The organism is Desulfonatronum zhilinae (assembly GCF_900182865.1).
GTDB classification, from domain to species: domain Bacteria; phylum Desulfobacterota; class Desulfovibrionia; order Desulfovibrionales; family Desulfonatronaceae; genus Desulfonatronum; species Desulfonatronum lacustre.
The window spans coordinates 19,016-33,250 of the sequence record NZ_FXUJ01000011.1 but is presented as its reverse complement, the minus strand read 5'-3'; the positions used below and the strand labels follow the sequence as shown (position 1 = coordinate 33,250).

Below are 14,235 nucleotides of genomic sequence, written 5' to 3'. Positions count from 1 at the left end.
CATGGCATTCGGCATCAAGCTGCGGGTCTGGGGCGACTATGCGTGCTGGACCAGACCCGAAATGAAGGTCGAGAGAGTTTCCTACGACGTGATGACCCCGTCCGCGGCTCGGGGGATTTTGGAGGCCATCCACTGGAAACCGGCCATCCGCTGGGTGGTGGACAAGATTCATGTGCTCAAGCCCATTATTTTCGACAACGTCCGTCGCAACGAGGTCAGTTCCAAGATTCCCAAACCCAATCCGGTCACGGCCATGCGGGACAAGAAACCGCTGTATTTCCTGGTGGACGACGGCAACAACCGCCAGCAACGCGCCGCCACGCTCCTGCGGCATGTGGACTACGTCATCGAAGCCCATTTCGTGCTCACGGACAAGGCCGGACCAGAGGACAACGCGGGCAAGCACCTGGACATTTTCAACCGCCGGGCCGGAGCAGGGCAGTTCTTCCACCAACCCTGCCTGGGCTGCCGGGAGTTCCCGGCCTCTTTTGAGCTGGTCAAAGGCGAGGTGCCGGTGTCTTTCTATGTCGGCCAGACCAAGGAGCTGGGCTACATGCTTCTGGACATCGACTTTTCCCAGGGCATGACACCGCTGTTTTTCAAGGCCAAAATGAAGGACGGCGTCATCGAGCCGCCCCCGCCTTGGTCAGCGGAGGTGCGAGCATGATTCTGCAAGCATTGCATGGCTACTACGAAAGGATGATCGCCGACCCCGACTCGGGCATGCCGCCCTACGGCACAAGCATTGAAAACATTTCCTTTGCCTTGATCCTGGACACGGAGGGTAATCTCCGTGGCGTGGAGGATCTGCGAGAAACGGACGGCAAAAAGCGCTTTCCCCGCAAAATGGCTGTTCCGGCGGCAGTGACCAGGACTTCGGGGGTCAAGGCGAACTTCCTCTGGGACAAGGCCGCCTATGTGCTGGGCGCGGACAAGAACGAAACAAAAACCAAAGTACCCCGGTTTGCCGCCTTCAAGGAACTGCTTCACGAGATTGGCGCTGACGTCTCCGATCCTGGTTTTGTTGCGATCCGGGGCTTCATGGAAAGTTGGGAGCCGGACGAGGCTGAGACGATCATCAATGCCTATACCCCCTGGGAGGAAGTCGCGGGGGCCAATCTCGTCTTTCGACTGGAAGGAGTGAGGGGTTTTCTTCACGACCATCCACCGCTGCAAAATGCATGGCGCACTCATTGCGCCAAGCTGGATGAGGCCCCCAAGGTCCAGTGCCTGATTACCGGCGAACAAGATGTCCCGTTGGCCCGAGTGCATACGCCCATCAAAGGCGTTGTAGGCGGGCAGACTTCCGGCGGGTACATCGTTTCCTTCAATGCTTCGGCCTTCGTCTCCTACGGACGGGACAAGGCCGATGTGGGCGAAACATCCGCCTTTGCCTACACCACAGCCCTCAATGCCCTTCTGACCAGGGGGAGCCGCCAGAAAATCACCATTGGCGACATGACCATTGTGTTCTGGGCCGAACGTTCCAATCTGATGGAAGATTTCCTGGCGGACCTGATTGACCCCGCCCCAGTGGACGCATTGCCTCAAATCCAGATTGATCATCAGACCACGGTCAAAATTCACGATCTGCTCCAGGCTATCCGCTCGGGACGGCGGGCCGTGGACATCGTGCCGGATCTGGACGAGTCCGTGCGCTTTTATCTGCTGGCCCTTGCGCCCAATGCGTCCCGGCTGTCCATTCGTTTCTGGGAAACCAGCACAGTGGGGGGCTTGTTGCAAAAGGTGGGCAAGCATTTTCAGCAAATGGAAATCGTCCGGCAATTCGACTCCGATCCGGAGTTTCCGCCGCTCTGGCGACTGCTCCGCCAGACCGCGCCGCTGGGCAAAAGCGAAAATATCCCGCCCGTTCTGGCCGGTGGCATAGCCAAAGCCATGCTGACAGGCTCGCCGTATCCGCAAAGCCTGCTGCCCACCGTGCTCGGCCGCATCCGGGCCGAGCATCAGGTGACGTATTTCCGAGCCGCTTTGATCAAGGCGTTTTTGATCCGCAACAAACAATGGGAGGTTCCCGTGTCATTCGATCCCGCTCGAACCGATCGCCCGTACTTGTTGGGCAGGCTGTTCGCGGTGCTGGAAAAAGCCCAGGAAGAGGCGGTTCCCGGCACCAATGCGACCATCAAGGACCGTTACCTCGGCTCGGCCTCGGCCAACCCCGGGCAGGTCTTCCACATGCTGCTCAAAAACGCGGCCAATCATACGGCCAAGTTGCGCAAGGAGCCTGAGAAAAAAGGTCTGGCATTCAGCTATGATAAAATGATCCAGGACATCATCGACGCCTTTGACGATTTTCCGGCCACCATGTCCTCCGAGGAACAGGGACTGTTCATGATCGGCTACTACCATCAGCGCAAGGATTTTTTCACCAAGAAAAATAAGGAGACTCAGTCATGACCGCCATTGCCAACCGCCATGAATTCGTCCTGCTTTTCGACGTGGTCAACGGAAATCCCAACGGCGATCCGGACGCCGGGAACATGCCCCGCATCGACCCGGAGACCGGACATGGGCTGGTCACGGACGTCTGCATCAAGCGCAAGATCCGCAATCATGTGGCTCTGGCCAAGGAAGGGGCCGAGGGCTTCAAAATATACATCCAGGAAAAGGCCGTGCTGAACAGGACGCATGAGCAGGCTTACATCGCTCATGACCTCAAGTTCGAAGCCAAGAAACTGCCAAAAAAAGTTGAAGACGCCCTGAAGGTTACGGGTTGGATGTGCGCCAACTTCTATGACATCCGGACCTTCGGCGCGGTTATGACCACGGATATCAACTGCGGACAGGTTCGCGGACCGGTGCAACTGGCCTTCGCCAAAAGCGTGGAACCCATCGTGCCCCAGGAGATCAGCATCACCCGCATGGCCGTGACCAATGAAAAGGATCTGGAAAAAGAGCGGACCATGGGCCGCAAGCATATCGTGCCCTACGGATTGTACGTGGCCCACGGTTTTGTCTCCGCGCCCCTGGCCGAAAAAACCGGCTTTTCCGAGGCGGATTTGGATCTGCTCTGGGATGCTTTGGTCAACATGTTCGAGCACGACCGCTCGGCCGCGCGCGGCCTGATGAGCAGCCGCAAGCTCTTTGTCTTCAAGCACCAGAACAAGCTCGGCAACGCTCCGGCCCACAAGCTCTTCGACCTGGTCCAGGTGAAGCGCCGGGACGACTCCACCGGCCCGGCCCGCTCCTTCAAGGACTATGCGGTCACCCTTGGCCAGCCTCCGGCGGGGGTTGAACTATTGGAAATGCTATAGATGGACAAAAAACTCGAACAGCAATTCCGGCAACGGGCGGTGGATCTCGGCAACTCCGGTGATCCGGCCGCCTTGCCGGAACTTGCGCAACTGGCTCGTTCGCCCGTGGCCAATGTGCGCCGTCTGGCCGCGTCGGCCATGGGCAAGTTGGCCGGGTTGGCCGATGCGGATGAGGCCGTTGCCGCGCTGCATCCCTTGCTGTCCGACACGCATCCCCAGGTCCGCCAGTATGCCATACGGGCGCTCAAGCTGTACGGCGTCGCAGCCAAGCCGGCCTTGCCGGACCTCCGCGACATGGCCGCGAACCCGGTGGAAAAGGACTACAATCAACGCGACGCGGCCCTGGCCGTTGAGTACATCACCGAGGCCGTGCGCATCGCCGAGGAACAGGTCGTTCATCTGTGCAAGCGGTGCGGCGTGCGCTTGGCTCCGGATGAGTACGTCCGCAGCCGCAAGGCCTTCCAGCGTCCGTTTTGCGACCACTGCTTCGACGAGGTGTTCCTGGAGCGCCGCAACTACGAGATCAAGGTGGAACTGCAGAAAAACATTCGAGCCAGGGACGGTACCTGGGTGCAATCCGAAGGCGAGCGGCTCATCTGTGAGGCCCTGAAGGCCGAGGACATCCGCTATCGCTACGACGAACGATTCCGCATCCTGGACGGGTACGCCATCCGGCCGGATTTTTATCTGCCGGAGTTCGACGTGTACATCGAATACTGGGGCATGGACACGGCGGACTATAAAATCGGCATGCTCAAGAAACAACAGCTCTATCAACAGCAGGGCAAGCGCCTCATCTCCCTGTATCCAGCCGACAAGCCGGTCCTGCGCGTTCGTCTGCTGGAGAAACTGCGTCAATATCGCTGACTTGCTTTTCTGGCGAGTCGCGACGTCGCACAGCGTAAGCGAAGATAGTCGTATGTACCTGGAAGCAGACCTCCTCCCTCTTTCCGCCTTGCAGCACCTGATATTCTGCCCCAGGCAGTGCGCGTTGATCCACATCGAGCAGGTCTGGACGGAAAACCGCTTCACGGCTGAAGGGCGGATCATGCATGAGCGGGTGGATTCAGGGCAGCGGCAGACCAGGGACACGGCGCGGATCGAAACGGGCGTGCCGTTACGGTCTTTGAACTTGGGCCTATCGGGAAGGGCCGACGTGGTGGAGTACCATTTCAAGGGAAACGACTGGGTGCCGTTTCCCGTGGAATACAAGCGGGGTCGCCCCAAGAAGGACAACTGCGACGAGGTGCAGCTCTGCGCCCAGGCCCTGTGCCTGGAAGAAATGCTGGGCCGCCATGTGCCCGGAGGGGCGCTGTTTTACGGCCAGAATCGCAGGCGCAAGGATGTGGCTTTTGATGCGGCACTGCGCCGGGAAACCATGGATACGGCTGCCAGGCTGCACGAGTTGATCCGTTCCGGAACGACCCCGCCAGCTCGGTACGAAAAAAAGTGCGACAGTTGTTCGCTGCTTGAACTTTGTCTGCCCAGGGTGGCCGGATCAGCGAAAAGCGCTCGGCGCTACCTCTCACGCATGCTTATGCAACCGACAACATGAAGAAACTTTTGAACACCCTCTATGTGACGACCCAGGGCGCGTATCTGTCCCGTGAGGGCGAGACCGTGCTGGTGCGCGTGGAAAAAGAGACGCGCCTGCAGGTCCCCATCCATACGCTGGCCGGCATCGTTTGCTTCGGACAGGTCTCGTGCAGTCCGTTTCTGTTGGGACTGTGCGCCGAGCGGGGCGTGGGGGTCAGTTTTCTGACTGAGTATGGCCGCTTTTTGGCCCGGGTCCAGGGACCGGTTGCGGGCAATGTGCTGTTGCGGCGGGAACAGTATCGGTGGGCTGATGATCAGGAAAAGTCCGCGAATATAGCTCGTGCGCTGCTTGCTGGGAAAATCAGCAACAGCCGCACGGTGCTCCAAAGGGCGTTCCGCGATCACGGCGACAAACCCGGCGCTGAGGCCCTGCGGGACGCCGCGCAACGGTTGCGCTTTTCCTTGGATCAACTCCAGGTTTCCACCTCCCTGGATGTCTTGCGAGGCATCGAAGGCGACGCGGCCGGAACGTATTTCAGTGTATTCAATTTCTTGATCACCTCGCAAAAAGAGGGGTTTTCGTTCCAGGATCGCAGCCGCCGCCCGCCGTTGGACAACGTCAATTGCCTGCTGTCATTCGCCTACACCCTGCTTATGCACGATGTCCGCAGCGCCTTGGAGTCCGTCGGCTTGGACCCCGCGGTCGGTTTTCTGCATCGGGATCGGCCAGGGCGAGCCAGCCTCGCCCTGGACATTATGGAGGAGTTTCGCTCCGTCGTCGCGGATCGGCTGGTGCTCTCCCAGATCAACCTCGGGGTCATCAAAAAGTCCGGATTCAACCAAGCCGAAACCGGCGGCGTATTGATGAAGGACGACACCCGCAAGGCGTTCCTCGTCGCCTACCAGAAACGCAAACAGGAAATGATCAACCATCCGTTCCTGAACGAAAAAGTGGAAATCGGCCTTTTGCCGTTCATCCAGGCCCTGCTTCTGGCTCGGCATATTCGCGGAGACCTGGACGGCTACCCGCCGTTCATCTGGAGGTGATGCAATTCCATGTTCGTCCTTGTCAGCTACGACGTGTCCACATCCGATCCCGGCGGTCCGGGACGTCTGCGCCGAGTGGCCAAAATTTGTAAGAACCATGGGCAGCGTGTTCAATTCTCTGTGTTCGAGTGCATTGTCGATCCTGCCCAGTGGACCAAGCTGAAACAGCAACTGCTCGACGAAATCAACCCGGAAAAGGACAGCCTGCGATTCTATTTTCTCGGTTCCAACTGGCGAAAACGGGTGGAGCACGCCGGAGCAAAAGAGCCTTTTGACCAGGAAGGCCCGTTGGTCATTTAGTGATTCGCGAACCTGAAGCTGCGGTAAAAATGACGGCAGGTTCGCGCGGAATACAATATTTTGATTTTTATTGATAAATATTCCTGTTTGATTTTTTTGACACTTCTTGCACGCTGCAAATTGGAGGTTCGCGATTATCTGGCTTTGAATCCTTGGGCGGCAAAGGAATGCAAGCCAACAGTCGCCCCCCGCGCGGGGGGCGTGGATTGAAACCTTCGTGTCGATAGCCCATGGTTCCAGTTCAGCAAGTCGCCCCCCGCGCGGGGGGCGTGGATTGAAACAGGAACAGCGCACGGTTGTCTAGTTCCGCAACCGGTCGCCCCCCGCGCGGGGGGCGTGGATTGAAACACCTCGCATCAGATGCTGATTGATCATGTCCAGGGGTCGCCCCCCGCGCGGGGGGCGTGGATTGAAACCCGGAGTGCCTAAGGAAAGCCCGCCTGTGCGGGCGTCGCCCCCCGCGCGGGGGGCGTGGATTGAAACTGCCTTCCTCGTTGGCCGCAGCCCGGAGCCGATTGTCGCCCCCCGCGCGGGGGGCGTGGATTGAAACATAATAAATTTGATTACTCACAATAGGAACGAATGTCGCCCCCCGCGCGGGGGGCGTGGATTGAAACATCGGGCTCCGAAATCGGCCCAAATTGCTTTACGTCGCCCCCCGCGCGGGGGGCGTGGATTGAAACCAGCCGTGCCCAGGTTGCTCCACATTTGCACCGTCGTCGCCCCCCGCGCGGGGGGCGTGGATTGAAACGCTTCGTAAGTTGATCTTGTTCTCAGCCTTTTCGCGTAAAGGTCAACACTGCCCAGGGCAGGTCGGTGAAGAGTTCGGCTGCGGTGAGTACGCCGTCCGTCGGCGATATGGAACGGTGGGTGAAGCGGTCTTGCCAGCGACCGTCCTTGCCGGCTTTGGGAAGGGTTGTGTTCAGGGCGATGGTTGTGGCCGACCAGGCTTCGCCGGTGGGAAATCCGCCGTCCGGTGGGCAAAGGTCCGCGACGAGGCGGGGCAGGGCTACGATGACCGCCTGTCGCCCATGGGTCCGATGGATACGGGCAAAGGCGAGGATGTTGTTCGCTCTGGTCCCGGAAATCTCCAGAGGGACGTAGTTCCCGTTCAGAAACAGCTCCGGATGGGCGCGGCGTAGCGTCAGCAGGCGCCATTGGACGTATTGCTTGATGCGCCCGTCGTGCCAGGTCCTCTGGAGCGACGCGACATAGTCTCTTTGATTTTCTCCGGCCTCCGCGGCTTGAAATTCCCGTAAACCATCCCATCTGTCCGTGAAGTTCACGGGACGGCGATTGTCCGGGTCCACCAGGGAGTCGTCCCAGAGTTCCGTGCCCTGGTAGGTGTCCGGCGCTCCGGGCATGGTCAGGCGCAGGATCGTCTGGGTCAGGGCGTTGCACGCACCGGGCACGGCCAGTTTGGTCACGAACTCCTGGACGTCGCGCAAAAACGGCGCGGCCGTCGGGCCCGGGTCCAGAACCTGGGTCGTGAAATCGGCCAGGGCCTGTTCGTATTCCTCGTCCGGGTTCAGCCAGGAGGTGCTGATCTTGGCTTCCCGGGCCGCCTTGATCATGTAGGCCCGCAGGCGGTCCTGCAACGCGGAAAGAGTCGTTGCTCCGGGAAGGTCCGGGCCGAGTCCTTCCGGAGGCCAGACACCGACCAGGGTCTGGTAGAACAGGTATTCGTCCCGGCTGGAGGGCAGAGGACCGAGGGCGGACTCGCGACGGGCCCGGCGGTTGAGGGTCTGCCAGCGTTCCACCCGTTCGGCCCAGGCCTTGGGCAGTTCCGAAAGCACCGCGATCCGGGACCGGACGTCTTCGCTGCGCTTGGTGTCGTGGGTGGCCGTGGTGACCATGGATCTGGGCCAGTCCGTTGCGCGGCGCTGCATCTGCTGATGGAAATCCCCCACCGTGCTGATCCGCCGGTCCGGCCCCATGCCCACCTCATTCATGGAGATCAGGGGCAAGACCCGGTAGAACGTGGTGTCCTCCATGCCCTTGGCCATGGCCGGTCCGGTGAACTGCTGGAATTTGCGGGCCAGGCGCAGGACGTCGGCCCGGGGGCGACCGTCGGCGCGTTTTTGCCAGGAGGCCTTGAGCAGGGATTCCAGCACGTCGAAGAGCCGGGGATGGCTCACGGCCCGTGCTCGCCGGGCCAGGCCCAGGGCCCAGTCCAGGTCCCGGACATCCTCCGCGGTGGGGCCTTTGGAGCCGACATAGGTCCGGTAGACCGGAAAACGGGACACGATCTCCCGCAGGGCCTGGCGGACTTCGCCCCGGGAAAAGTCCCGGGTCGCCGGATCGCGCTTGAGCAGGCGGGTGGTTTCCGTGGCCAGCACTTCCAGTTCCGAGGCCAGTTCCTGGTCCATGATCTGCCGTTTGGCCCGCACGCCCTCGGCATGGGCGTCCGCGCTTCCAGCGCCCTCGCGCATTTCGTACAGGGCGCGCAGCTCGGCCAAACCTCCGGAATCGATCTGCACGGCGTTGATTTCGCTCAGGGCGTCGTATCCCGTGGTTCCATGCACCGGCCAGCGGTTGCGCAGGGTTTCGTGCTCTTCCAGGATTTTTTCCACATAGACCGGAAAACGGCCGGGGACGAAGCCCAAACTTGCGGCCTGGGGCTTGAGCAGCTTTTGCAGCCGGTCCAGGTATCCGGCGGGATCATAGAGCCCGTCGATGTGGTCGATGCGCAGCCCGTGCACCTGCCCGGCGGCGACAAGTTCCCGGATCAGGCCGTGGGCCGCGGCAAAGACCTCGGGCTCCTCCACGCGCAATCCGGCCAGGTCGTTGATCTGGAAAAAGCGACGATAATTGATTTCGTATCCGGCCACCCGCCAGAACGCCGGGCGATAGTGCTGGCGTTCCAGCAGCTTGTGCAGTCGCTCCAAGCCCCGGCCGTCCGGGCTATCCGGGGCGAAGAGATGCTCGGCGTGTTCCAGGGCGCGGCGCAGGTCCGGCAGGTCCGTGGTCAACCGGGCCAGGGAGGCTTTGAAGGTCTCGCCCCGGGTCCGCAGGGCCTTGCGCCGGGTTCCGGAGCGGGGCGTGGTCCGCAGGCGCTTGGATTCGGTGAACGCGGCGCGGATTTCCGGGTGCGCGGCTGTTTCCTCTCCGGCATATTCCAGGCAGGGGGCCAGAATCCGGTGATAGGTGGACGGGCAGACGGGAAAGCGGTGCTCGTAGTACCAGACGCTGAAGGAGCCGGCCTGGGCGTCGAAGCGCAGGCGCAGTTCGCCGCGCTCCAGGACCGCGCCGTAAAGGTCGCCCAGCACGGGCAGCAGGACCTGATCGTGGATGCCCTGGGTCTGGGGAAACCATTCGATGTCGAAAAAATGGATGTAGCGACTGCTGCGCCCCCATTCCAACACGTCCAGCCACCACTGATTGTCGCTGCGTCCGATGCCCATGTGGTTGGGCACGATGTCCATGACCAGCCCCATTTCGGCTTCCAACAAGGCCGCGCTGAGGGCGTCGAAGCCCTTCCGTCCGCCGAGTTCCGGATTCAGGGACTGGTGGTCCACGATGTCGTAGCCGTGGGTGGAGCCGGGCCGGGCGGCCAGGACCGGAGACGTATAGACGTGGCTCACGCCCATGTCCCGCAAATAGGGCACGATTTCCAGGGCGTCGGCAAAGGTGAAGCCGGCGTGGAATTGCAGCCGGTAGAAGGATGTGGGGGCGTAGAGCGGATTCATGGGGTGATCCTGTCCTGTTTGGGCTGGTACAGCGTCATTTCCTCCATGGCTCACCCAGCCTCCGCCACTAGGCGCAGCAAACGCAGCGAGCGCCCTCCCAGGGTCAGTTTTACGCCCGGCGAGTGGGGGCCGACGTCGCCTTCGGGCTGGCCGTCCTCGGACACGGTGTCCATCAGGGACTCCCAGGCTCCGCTGTCTCCATTGGGCAGTACGAAGGCCACGTCTTCATGGCTGGCGTTGACCAGGAGCAGGAAGGTGTCGTCCGGTTCCTGCTCCCCGGTTTCCGTGAGGTGGACGATGCCGGCTTCGCCGCTCAGACGGATGGCCAGGGAGCGGGCCTCGTGGTCGTGCCAGTCGTTCCGGATCATCTCGCGGCCGTCGGGATGCAGCCAGATTACGTCCTTGACCCGCGTACCTGGGATGATGTCTCCGTGGAAGAAGCGGTTGCGGTGAAAGACGATGTGCTGGTGGCGCAGGGCGAGCAGCCGGGTGACGAAGTCGATCTGGGCCCGGCCGGCTTCGTCGATGGCCGTCCAATCCAGCCAACTGATTTCGTTGTCCTGGCAGTAGGCGTTGTTGTTGCCCTGCTGGGTGCGGGCGAATTCGTCCCCGGCGGTGAGCATGGGCGTTCCCTGGGACAAGAGCAGGGTGGCCAGGAAGTTGCGCATCTGGCGACGACGCAGGGCCAGGATTTCCGGGTCGTCCGTCTCGCCTTCCACGCCGCAGTTCCAGGAATTGTTGCTGTCCGAGCCGTCCCGGCCGTCCTCGCCGTTGGCCTCGTTGTGCTTGTGGTTGTAGCTGACCAGGTCGTGCAGGGTGAAGCCGTCGTGGGCCGTGATGAAGTTCACGCTGGCCCAGGTTCGTCGGCCGCGGCGGTTGAAGATGTCCGCGGAGCCCGAGAAGCGTCCCGCAAACTCGGGCAGCAGCCCCTCGTCCCCTTTCCAGAATTTGCGCATGGCATCCCGGTATTGGTCGTTCCACTCGGCCCAGCCGGGTGGGAAGTTGCCCACCTGATATCCGCCCAGGCCGGTATCCCAGGGCTCGGCGATCAGTTTGACCTGGCCCAGGACCGGATCCTGGGCCACGGCGTCCAGGAAACTGGCGTGCTCGTCGTAGGGGCCCTCCACCCGGGCCAGGGTGGTGGCCAGGTCGAAACGAAAGCCGTCCACGCCCATCACCTGGACCCAGTAACGCAGCGAATCCATGACCATGGACAGGACCTTGGGATGGCGCAGTTCCAGAGCGTTTCCCGTGCCCGTAAAGTCGTTGTAGAACCGCGGCTGGTCGCCCATCAGATAGTAGTAGGAGTAATTGTCGATGCCCCGGAAGGAGAGGGTCGGTCCAAGATGATTGCCTTCGGCGGTGTGATTGTAGACCACGTCCAGGATCACCTCGATACCGGCGTCGTGCATTTTTTGAACAAAGCTCTTAAAGGATGAAAGATCGTTTCTGGGGCGGAGGTAGTCCGGGTTGGGCGCGAAATAGGCGATGGAGTTGTAGCCCCAGTAGTTGCTCAGGTCGCGATCAATCAGGTGACGGTCCTGCAAAAAGGCGTGGATGGGCAGCAGCTCGATGGCCGTGACGCCGAGGTTCTTGAGATGGTCGACCACCGGCTGGGAAGCCAGGCCCTCGAAGGTCCCCCGGAACTCCTCGGGCACCTCGGGATGGAGGATGGTGTAGCCCCGGACGTGCATTTCATAGATCACGGTTTCGTGCCAGGGCCGAAAGTCCATGGGCCGGCCCCAGGTGAAGGCCGGGTCCACCACCTGGCACTTGGGCATGAAGGGCGCGGAATCCCGTTCGTCAAAGGACAGGTCTTCGTCCGGATGGCCCACTGTGTAGCCGAACAATGCGTCGTCCCATTTCAGATTCCCGACCAGGACCTTGGCGTAGGGGTCCAGCAACAGCTTGTTGGGATTGAAACGGTGTCCCGCCAAGGGCTCGTAGGGGCCGTGGACGCGGTAGCCGTATAGCTGTCCGGGCCGGGCGTCCGGCAGATAGCCGTGCCAGACTTCATGGGTATGTTCCGGCAGGGTTATCCGGGCGGTCTCCGTAACGCCGTCCCCGTCGAAGAGACACAGCTCGACCTTTTCGGCATGGGCCGAGAACAGGGCAAAATTTACACCCGACCCGTCCCAGGTGGCCCCCAGAGGATTGGGCGAACCGGGCCAGACCCGGGGGCCGTTGGGTTTTGAGGGCGTGCCGTTCAAGGCTGTTTCAGCCGCGTTCATGGTGTTGCTCCTGAAGAAGATTGTCAAAAATGGCTGATGGATGGCGACGGTTCTTGAAGCCGGGCCAACGAGAGGCTTCCACGTTGCATGACGGGGAAAGAGGATGGCCCGAGACGAGCCGTTACGGGCCGAAGCCGATTCGTCGCCCCAAAGCCGAACAGTCGTGAATGTATTGATTTGTTCACTCTTTTCGATTCCAGTCCTCCCAGAATAAGCCCATTGTCCGGTTCTTGCAAATGCGGAAAGTCGTGCCCCTGCTGGTACATGACACGTTCTTTTTCGGAAAGCGGTCGTCGCCTTTCAGACTGAGCGGCGTGGTTCTCGAGCAGTCTGGACCAGGGCGCGGAACAGGCGTTGTTGGCGGCGGTGGTGGGGGAGGTATTCGGGGTGCCATTGGACACCGAGGACGAAGGTTTTGCTCGTGGCTTCCACGGCCTGGATCACGCCGTTGGGCTCCCGGGCCGTGACGCGCACGGTCTGGCCGAGTTGGTCCACGGCCTGGTCGTGCAGCGCGTTGATGCCGCAGGTCGCGCAGCCGAGGATGCCGGCCAGGCGGGAGTCCGGCTCAACATGAATGGTCTTGCGGGGCAGCAGGCTGCGGATGTTGGGGGATTCCTGGTAAAAGCCGGTCAGGTGCTGGTGCAGGGTGCCGCCCAGGGTCACGTTGATCAGCTGCGCGCCGCGGCAGATGCCCAGGATGGGCAGGTCGCGTTCCAGGGCCGCGCGGAGCAGGTTCTGCTCCGGTTCGTCGCGGTCCGTGTTCCGGCCGGGGTTGCGGGTGGTCAGGATTCTCCGGATCAGGAGCATCAGGGGAAAGGCCAGCAAGGCCAGGCCGCGTCGAAACCAGCCCGTTTCTCCCCGAGTGATTTCCTCGGCCATTATTTCGGGAGGCCTCGTCGGCTCCGCGCCATATAAATCCGGTGCCACGTCCGCGCCGCCGCCGATGATCAGGCCGTCCAGTTCCTGAACGTGGCGGGGGCGCTGGGGCGTGATCCGCACCGCGCGGCCTCCGGCCCGCCAAACCGCCAAGCGGGTGAACCACCAGGCGGCCAGGCCGCCGTGGTCCGGCCCGGTGACGCCGATCACCGGCCTTTTCCAATTCATCGCTTCAGCCACGTTCCCAGCATTTCCATCCATTCGTCCACCATCCGGCCCACGACTTCTCCGGGTTTTTCCAGGTAGGCCCGGGCGTGCTCCCGCAAGCGGTCCTTGTCCGCGGCCAGTTTTTCCACCATGATCCAGTCGTTCCACGGCTTGGCCAGGGACCAGTCCGGTTCGTCGATCTGGGAGTTGGGCAGACGGTAGTGGAACGTGGGCCTGGGCTTGATCAGGTGGGTCTCCACCGGCGCCCTCATGACCATATCCCGTTCCAGGTGCGCGAACAGCGGGAGCATGTCCAGGGGGCGGTTGCGGGTGGGGTTGTGCAGGAGGTAGTCGCGGATCAGGCCCGTGAGGTCCGGCGTGTACGCCTCGTCCAGAAGCAGCCGGACGTATCCGCCGGGGAAGGCGCGGATGTACGGCGAGATCTTGCGGGAGACGTCCACGACGCCTCGCTCGGTCAGTCGGTCGTGGAGCAGCACGTAGGCGCGCAGGACGTCCCGCAGGTAAGCCGCGTCCAGATCTGCGACCTCCACGTTGAACTGGGCACCGAAGGCGTAGACCAGGGCCGCGCGGGTGCCTTTGGCTCCGTCCCGGCGCAGCCTGTCCCGCAAGGCGTCCATGTCCTCCAGGGCCGTGATCGGAATCGGCGGGGCCACCACTTCGCTGGGCACGACGTTGGCCGCCAGGCGAGCCAGTATGGCGTCGAAGGCCCGTTGGTCGTCCATGGCGTCCAGGTCGATGCCGACCTGGGCCAGATAGGGGCGGTATTCGTGATTCTTGAGCAGGCTGGCGTCCAGTTCCACGGCGAACGTTCCGTGGCGCGTCTCCAGGACGTGGATTTCAAAAGGACTTTTGGAATCAATGTGGCCGCCGAACAGGTCCTTGACCGCCTGGGCCATGACCGGCAGCTCCAGTCCGGCCATTTCCATCTCCACGCCCACGCGACGGACCTCTCCATCAGGGGTGCGTGTCTGGTCGGGCAGGATGAGTCGAGGCATATGCGCTCCGGTGTGTTGTCGGGAATGGCGTTTGGCCGGGGTGGCAGGCCCTGGAAGACCC

General features: G+C 61.9%; 11 protein-coding genes and 1 CRISPR repeat array. Of the genes, 7 read left to right on the top strand and 4 right to left on the bottom strand.

Annotated features, from left to right (window positions below):
• The first annotated feature begins 1 nt into the window (after position 1).
• Genes cas5c through cas2 form a run of 7 tightly spaced genes read left to right on the top strand, consistent with a single transcriptional unit; the run spans position 2 to position 6,155 of the window.
• Positions 2-667: a type I-C CRISPR-associated protein Cas5c gene (cas5c, locus tag AC559A_RS10175; RefSeq protein WP_498817839.1), complete on the top strand. Its 666-nt coding sequence runs from the start codon at positions 2-4 to the stop codon at positions 665-667.
• Positions 664-2,415, top strand: coding sequence for a type I-C CRISPR-associated protein Cas8c/Csd1 (cas8c, locus tag AC559A_RS10170; RefSeq protein ID WP_498817838.1), 1,752 nt, complete (start codon positions 664-666; stop codon positions 2,413-2,415). Before cas5c ends, cas8c begins: the two co-directional genes overlap by 4 nt.
• A complete protein-coding gene (gene cas7c, locus AC559A_RS10165; protein WP_028571951.1) occupies positions 2,412-3,272 on the top strand; it encodes a type I-C CRISPR-associated protein Cas7/Csd2 in 861 nt (286 codons plus the stop codon). Before cas8c ends, cas7c begins: the two co-directional genes overlap by 4 nt.
• Complete coding sequence (locus AC559A_RS10160) at positions 3,273-4,139, top strand: HEAT repeat domain-containing protein (protein ID WP_498817837.1); 867 nt, start codon at positions 3,273-3,275, stop codon at positions 4,137-4,139. It begins immediately after the preceding gene.
• A 52-nt stretch (positions 4,140-4,191) separates the two neighbouring features.
• A complete protein-coding gene (gene cas4, locus AC559A_RS10155) occupies positions 4,192-4,827 on the top strand; it encodes a CRISPR-associated protein Cas4 (RefSeq protein WP_498817836.1) in 636 nt (211 codons plus the stop codon).
• Complete coding sequence (gene cas1c, locus AC559A_RS10150) at positions 4,824-5,855, top strand: type I-C CRISPR-associated endonuclease Cas1c (protein ID WP_498817835.1); 1,032 nt, start codon at positions 4,824-4,826, stop codon at positions 5,853-5,855. Before cas4 ends, cas1c begins: the two co-directional genes overlap by 4 nt.
• A 9-nt stretch (positions 5,856-5,864) precedes the next feature.
• On the top strand, positions 5,865-6,155 hold the full coding sequence (cas2, locus tag AC559A_RS10145) for a CRISPR-associated endonuclease Cas2 (protein ID WP_028571947.1): 291 nt from the start codon (positions 5,865-5,867) through the stop codon (positions 6,153-6,155).
• A gap of 180 nt (positions 6,156-6,335) precedes the next feature.
• A CRISPR array of direct repeats spans positions 6,336-6,906; the repeat unit is 33 nt; unit sequence GTCGCCCCCCGCGCGGGGGGCGTGGATTGAAAC.
• Positions 6,907-6,928: 22 nt separating this feature from the next.
• Here the strand turns inward: cas2 and treY are convergent.
• The 4 genes from treY to AC559A_RS10125 form a co-directional block, all read right to left on the bottom strand.
• On the bottom strand, positions 6,929-9,844 hold the full coding sequence (gene treY / locus AC559A_RS10140) for a malto-oligosyltrehalose synthase (RefSeq protein WP_498817834.1): 2,916 nt from the start codon (positions 9,842-9,844) through the stop codon (positions 6,929-6,931).
• 50 nt (positions 9,845-9,894) lie between these two features.
• Positions 9,895-12,075 (bottom strand): glycogen debranching protein GlgX, encoded by a 2,181-nt coding sequence (gene glgX / locus AC559A_RS10135; protein ID WP_051434476.1) that lies wholly within the window; start codon positions 12,073-12,075, stop codon positions 9,895-9,897.
• A 300-nt stretch (positions 12,076-12,375) separates the two neighbouring features.
• Positions 12,376-13,179: a gamma-glutamyl-gamma-aminobutyrate hydrolase family protein gene (locus AC559A_RS10130; protein WP_498817833.1), complete on the bottom strand. Its 804-nt coding sequence runs from the start codon at positions 13,177-13,179 to the stop codon at positions 12,376-12,378.
• On the bottom strand, positions 13,176-14,174 hold the full coding sequence (locus tag AC559A_RS10125; RefSeq protein ID WP_051434475.1) for an amidoligase family protein: 999 nt from the start codon (positions 14,172-14,174) through the stop codon (positions 13,176-13,178). Before AC559A_RS10125 ends, AC559A_RS10130 begins: the two co-directional genes overlap by 4 nt.
• Between the last annotated feature and the right edge of the window lie 61 nt (positions 14,175-14,235).

Excerpts from the sequence above, each read along its gene's own strand:
- glgX (WP_051434476.1), bottom strand. The coding sequence starts at position 12,075 with ATGAACGCGGCTGAAACAGCCTTGAACGGCACGCCCTCAAAACCCAAC.
- cas1c (WP_498817835.1), top strand. The coding sequence starts at position 4,824 with ATGAAGAAACTTTTGAACACCCTCTATGTGACGACCCAGGGCGCGTAT.
- AC559A_RS10130 (WP_498817833.1), bottom strand. The coding sequence starts at position 13,179 with ATGAATTGGAAAAGGCCGGTGATCGGCGTCACCGGGCCGGACCACGGC.
- cas2 (WP_028571947.1), top strand. The coding sequence starts at position 5,865 with ATGTTCGTCCTTGTCAGCTACGACGTGTCCACATCCGATCCCGGCGGT.
- AC559A_RS10160 (WP_498817837.1), top strand. The coding sequence starts at position 3,273 with ATGGACAAAAAACTCGAACAGCAATTCCGGCAACGGGCGGTGGATCTC.
- cas5c (WP_498817839.1), top strand. The coding sequence starts at position 2 with ATGGCATTCGGCATCAAGCTGCGGGTCTGGGGCGACTATGCGTGCTGG.
- treY (WP_498817834.1), bottom strand. The coding sequence starts at position 9,844 with ATGAATCCGCTCTACGCCCCCACATCCTTCTACCGGCTGCAATTCCAC.
- cas8c (WP_498817838.1), top strand. The coding sequence starts at position 664 with ATGATTCTGCAAGCATTGCATGGCTACTACGAAAGGATGATCGCCGAC.
- cas7c (WP_028571951.1), top strand. The coding sequence starts at position 2,412 with ATGACCGCCATTGCCAACCGCCATGAATTCGTCCTGCTTTTCGACGTG.
- cas4 (WP_498817836.1), top strand. The coding sequence starts at position 4,192 with ATGTACCTGGAAGCAGACCTCCTCCCTCTTTCCGCCTTGCAGCACCTG.
- AC559A_RS10125 (WP_051434475.1), bottom strand. The coding sequence starts at position 14,174 with ATGCCTCGACTCATCCTGCCCGACCAGACACGCACCCCTGATGGAGAG.